Genomic DNA, 5,133 nt, shown 5'->3' with positions numbered 1-5,133 from the left:
GCCCAGCGTCCGGCCACCGCCTGCGCCAGTTCCGCCGGCACCGCCCGCTCCCAGCCGCTGCCGGCGCGGTCGGCGACGATCAGGTGCGCGGCCTCGAGCAGCGCCCGCCACTCGCGCCAGCCGTTGAAGCCGACGAAGCTGTCGCTGCCGATCAGCAACGCCAGCGGCGCGTCGGCGCCGAGCTCGGCGCGCAACTCGCGCACCGTGTCGATACTGTAGGACGCCACCCCGGGTCGGGCCTGCGCACGGCGCACTTCATGCAGGTCCAGGACCAGCCCCGGCGTGTCGGCGATGGCCAGCGCCAGCATCGCGCAGCGCTGCTGCGCATCGGCCCCGGGCGCCGGCCGATGCGGCGGATCGGCCGCCGGCATCAGCCGCGCCGGCACCCTGAACGCATCCCGCGCCGCCCGCGCGATCGCCAGGTGGCCGTTGTGGATGGGATCGAAGGTGCCGCCGTAGATCAGATGCAGTGGTGGGGAATGGAGAATGGGGAATGGGGAAGAAGCAACAGCCGCAGGCTGCGAGGTCTCCGGCGAGACCACAGCGCCGCCGTTCCCATTCCCCATTCCCGATTCCCGATTCCCGGCGGTCATACCACCAACAACCGAACCGCCCGCGCCTCGGCGATCGCCAGCAGCAGGCGCTCCAGGGCGATCCAGGCGTCGCCGTCGGCGCGGCCCTTGGCGATGCGGTCGATGCGGCCGACCTCGGCGGCGAAACGTTCCCAGCGGCGCGGTTCGGCGTGGCGCTGCAGCGCGCGCTTGAACGGCGCCTGCCGCGATTCCCAGATGCCCTGCCCCTTCATTTCCGCCGCCAGGTTGCCGCCGGCGGCCTGCACCTTGGCCAGGGCGGCGGTGCGCAGCAGCTCCTTGATCAGGATCGGCAGCAGTGCGGCCACCGCCTCGCCCTCGGCGCGCAGGCCGGCGAGCATGCGCCGCACCGCCGGCGCCTGCCCGCCGAGCGTGGCCTCGGCCAGGCGGAACACGTCGTAGCGTGCGGCATCGGCGACCAGCGACTCCATCGCCGCCACGTCCAGCCCCTGGCCGTCGGCCAGCAGGGCCAGCTTGTCGATCTCCTGCGCCGCCGCCAGCAGGTTGCCTTCCACCCGTTCGGCCAGGCGCTGCACCGCGCCGGCGTCGGCGCGCAGGCCCTTGCTGCGCAGGCGCCGCTCGATCCAGTCGCCCAGTTCGTGCGGCTTGATCGCCCAGGCCACGGCGATGGTGCCGATGCGCGCGACGGCGTCCGCCCACTTGCCCTGGTGCGCCTTGCTCCACTCGTTGCAGGTGATCAGCAGCACCACGTCCGGCGGCGGATCGGCGCAGAACGCGCTGATGACCTCGCCACCCTCCTTGCCGGGCTTGCCGCTGGGCAGGCGCAGCTCGATCAGGCGTTGCGCGCTGAACAGGCTGGGCGCATTGAAACTGGAATACAGCTGGCCCCAATCGAAATCGCGACCGTCGGCATCGAACACCTCGCGCTCGCCGATGCCGGCGGCGCGCGCGCGGGCGCGCACCGCGTCGGCGGCTTCGAGCACGCGCAGGGTTTCCGGACCGGCGATCAGATAGACCGGCTGCAGCGGCTGCGACGCCGGCTGGGTGGCGAGTTGTTCGGGGCGCAGTTCCATGACGACAGCCTACGCTGCTGCAGGCACATACGGCGAACGCCATGCGCCGGCAGCGAACGGCGTGGCCGCCGTGCGCGGCGGCGAAGGCAGCAGGGCGAGGCTCAAGGCTGCGGCGTGGTCGCCGGCTTGCCTGCGGCCGGGGTACCGTCGGCCGGCTTGCCTTCCACCGGCGTGCCGTCGATCGACGGCGGCGCGGCGTTGACGTCCTTGCCGTCGCGCACCTGCGCGCGCACCACGCTGTCGATCCGGCGCAGCATCGAGGCCGACATCTCTCGGCGCAGTTCGTCGGCCAGGATCTCGCGCTCGGTGGAGGTACCGGTGGCGTCGGTCGGCGGGGAGACGTAGTCGCGCGACAGCTCGATCACCTGCTGCGGCACCAGCACGCTGCCGTCGGCGCGGCGGAACAGGAAGATCGCCGCGTAGCGCAGGCTGTATTCCTGGGCGCGGCCTTCGGCGTCGAGCGCGATCGGCAGATCGCCCCAGCGCTCGGACAGCACCTCCAGGCGGGCCACACCGGTGTTGACGTCCTTCGGCGCGATCTGCGCGCCGGCCGCGCGCAGGCCGCGCTCGAGCAGCTTGGCCAGCTCGCTGTACGGCGCCGAGGACACCACCTTCACCGACGGCGTGTCGGCCGGCAGGGTCAGCTTGTTGCGCAGGTGGAAACCGCAGGCGGTCAGGGACGCCGCGAAGACGAGAGCGAGCAGGAGTCGGGTCATGGACACAGTCTGGAGGAGCCGGCTGGGCGCGGCAACAGGCGGCTAGCCTGCCGTACGCCGCGTGAACGCGGGTTGAGACCTGCCGCGCCGCACGGCCGCGACGCGGCCGCAGCGGCGCGCCGGCTCACGCCGCCACCAGATTCACGATCTTGCCGGGGACGATGATGATCTTGCGGATGCTCAGCCCTTCCAGGAACTTGGCCGCATTCGGCTCGGCCTGGGCCAGCGCCTCGATCTGCTCGCGCGGGGTGTCGGCGCCGACCTCGATGGTGCCGCGCAGCTTGCCGTTGACCTGCACCGCCAGGGTCACCGCGTCGCGTACCAGCGCGGCCGGATCCGGCTGCGGGAACGGCACGTCCTCCAGCAGCGTCGCCGGATGGCCCAGCGCCTGCCACAGCGCGTGGCTGGCGTGCGGGGTGATCGGGTTGAGCAGCAGCACCGCCGCTTCCAGCGCTTCCTGGCGCACCGCGCGGCCCTGATCGCCGGCGTCGTCGAACTTGGCCAGCGCGTTGGTCAGCTCCATCACCGCGGCGATGGCGGTGTTGAAGCTGTGGCGGCGGCCGTAGTCGTCGGCGACCTTGCCGATGGTCTCGTGGGTCTTGCGCCGCAGCGCCTTGTGCTCGGCGTTGAGCGCGGCCGGGTCCAGCGTCGGCGCGGCGCCGTCGGCGACATGCTTGTGCACCTGCGCCCACAACCGGCGCAGGAACCGCGCCATGCCGTCCACGCCGGCCTCGTTCCACTCCAGCGACTGCTCCGGCGGCGCGGCGAACATCGAGAACAGGCGCACCGTGTCGGCGCCGTACTTGCCGACCATCGCCTGCGGATCGACGCCGTTGTTCTTGGACTTGGACATCTTCTCGGTGCCGCCGATCAGCACCGGCTGGCCGTCGCCGCGGTGCACCGCGCCGATCACCCGCGCCTTGTCGTCGCGCTGCACGTCCACGTCGGCCGGGTTGATCCAGTCCTTGGAACCGTCCGGGTTCTGCCGGTAGAAGGTCTCGGCGATCACCATGCCCTGGGTCAGCAGGTTGGTCGCCGGCTCGTCGCTGTCCACCAGGCGCGCGTCGCGCAGCAGCTTGTGGAAGAAGCGGAAGTACATCAGGTGCAGGATCGCGTGTTCGATGCCGCCGATGTACTGGTCCACCGGCAACCAGTAGTTGCCGCGCTTGTCGACCATGTCCTTGGCGCCGGGCGAGGTGTAGCGCGCGTAGTACCAGCTCGACTCCATGAAGGTGTCGAAGGTGTCGGTCTCGCGCTCGGCCGCCGCGCCGCACTGCGGGCAGGTGGTCTTGCGCCATTCCGGGTCGGTCTTCAGCGGCGAGCCGGTGCCGCTCAGGGCCACGTTCTCCGGCAGCAGCACCGGCAGTTGGTCTTCCGGCACCGGCACCGCGCCACAGCTCTGGCAATAGATCACCGGGATCGGGCAGCCCCAGTAGCGCTGGCGGCTGACGCCCCAGTCGCGCAGGCGATAGTTGACCCGGCGCTGGCCCTGGCCCTTGCGCTCGAAGCGCTCGGCCAGCGCCTCGAACGCGCCCTGGAAGTCCAGCCCGTCGAACTCGGCGGAATTGACCAGTTCCAGCTCGCGGGTCTTGTCGCCGTACCAGTCCTGCCAGCGGCTCGGGTCGTAGCTGCGCTCGTCGTCGTTCTTCGGCGCCTTCAGCGCGATCACCTGGCGGATCGGCAGGGCGTACTTGCTGGCGAACTCGAAATCGCGCTGGTCGTGGCCGGGCACCGCCATCACAGCGCCGGTGCCGTAGCCCATCAGCACGAAGTTGGCGACCCACACCGGCACCTGCTCGCCGCTGATCGGGTGCACCGCGGTCAGGCCGGTGGCCATGCCGCGCTTTTCCTGGGTTTCCAGTTCGGCTTCGGAGACGCCGCCCTGCTTCAGCTCGGCCAGCAGTGCGGCCAGCTCGGGATTGGACTTGGCCGCGTGCAGCGCCAGCGGGTGCTCGCTGGCGATGGACACGAAGGTCACGCCCATCAGCGTGTCCGGGCGCGTGGTGAACACGCGCAGCGGGTCCAGCGCGCTGCCGTCGGCGTCGCGCACGTCGAACTGGATCTCCAGGCCCTCGGAACGGCCGATCCAGTTGCGCTGCATGGTCTTGACCGACTCCGGCCAGCCCGGCAGCTGGTCCAGGCCGTCCAGCAGCTCCTGCGCGTAGTCGGTGATGCGCAGGAACCACTGCGGGATCTCGCGCTTTTCCACCAGCGCGCCGGAGCGCCAGCCGCGGCCGTCGATGACCTGCTCGTTGGCCAGCACGGTCTGGTCGATCGGGTCCCAGTTCACCACCGCGTTGCGGCGGTAGGCCAGGCCCTTGCGCATCAGCCGGGTGAACATGCGCTGCTCGTGTACGTAGTACTCGGGCCGGCAGGTGGCGAACTCGCGCGACCAGTCGATGGCATAGCCCAGCGACTTGAGCTGGCTGCGCATGTGGTCGATGTTGGCGTAGGTCCACTTCGCCGGCGCGGTCTTGTTCTTGATCGCCGCGTTCTCGGCCGGCAGGCCGAACGCGTCCCAGCCCATCGGCTGCAGCACGTTCTTGCCGATCATGCGCTGGTAGCGGCTGATCACGTCGCCGATGGTGTAGTTGCGCACGTGGCCCATGTGCAGCGCCCCGGACGGGTACGGCAGCATCGACAGGCAGTAGAACTTGGGCTTGTCGGAGGTCTCGTCGACCTCGAAGGCGCGGGTGGCGTCCCAGAACTGCTGGGCGGAGGATTCGACCTGCTGCGGGTCGTAGGCGGTGGGCTCGACGGCGGACATGGAAACGGGCAAGGGCCAGGCGGCAA

Annotated in this window: 4 protein-coding genes; all 4 read right to left on the bottom strand. The window is 70.8% G+C overall.

Features of this window, described 5'->3' with window-relative positions; genetic code table 11:
* Positions 1-566: nicotinate-nucleotide adenylyltransferase (gene nadD / locus D180_RS13675; RefSeq protein WP_051064831.1), on the bottom strand; the 566-nt coding region annotated here is incomplete at its 3' end.
* Between the two features lie 23 nt (positions 567-589).
* Positions 590-1,624 carry a DNA polymerase III subunit delta gene (gene holA / locus D180_RS13670; RefSeq protein WP_017913236.1) on the bottom strand — a complete coding sequence of 345 codons (1,035 nt, stop codon included), beginning with the start codon at positions 1,622-1,624 and terminating at the stop codon, positions 590-592.
* A 101-nt stretch (positions 1,625-1,725) separates the two neighbouring features.
* Positions 1,726-2,340: an LPS assembly lipoprotein LptE gene (gene lptE / locus D180_RS13665; RefSeq protein WP_017913235.1), complete on the bottom strand. Its 615-nt coding sequence runs from the start codon at positions 2,338-2,340 to the stop codon at positions 1,726-1,728.
* Positions 2,341-2,464: 124 nt separating this feature from the next.
* Positions 2,465-5,107, bottom strand: a complete 2,643-nt coding sequence (gene leuS / locus D180_RS13660; protein WP_017913234.1) for a leucine--tRNA ligase — start codon at positions 5,105-5,107, stop codon at positions 2,465-2,467.
* Positions 5,108-5,133: the final 26 nt, after the last annotated feature.

This window comes from Xanthomonas sp. SHU 166 (assembly GCF_000364685.1).
In the GTDB taxonomy this organism is placed as follows: Bacteria; Pseudomonadota; Gammaproteobacteria; order Xanthomonadales; family Xanthomonadaceae; genus Xanthomonas_A; species Xanthomonas_A sontii.
Note: the sequence above shows the minus strand (reverse complement) of the source record. Positions and strands in the feature narration are given on the sequence as shown.

Excerpts from the sequence above, each read along its gene's own strand:
- holA (WP_017913236.1), bottom strand. The coding sequence starts at position 1,624 with ATGGAACTGCGCCCCGAACAACTCGCCACCCAGCCGGCGTCGCAGCCG.
- lptE (WP_017913235.1), bottom strand. The coding sequence starts at position 2,340 with ATGACCCGACTCCTGCTCGCTCTCGTCTTCGCGGCGTCCCTGACCGCC.
- leuS (WP_017913234.1), bottom strand. The coding sequence starts at position 5,107 with ATGTCCGCCGTCGAGCCCACCGCCTACGACCCGCAGCAGGTCGAATCC.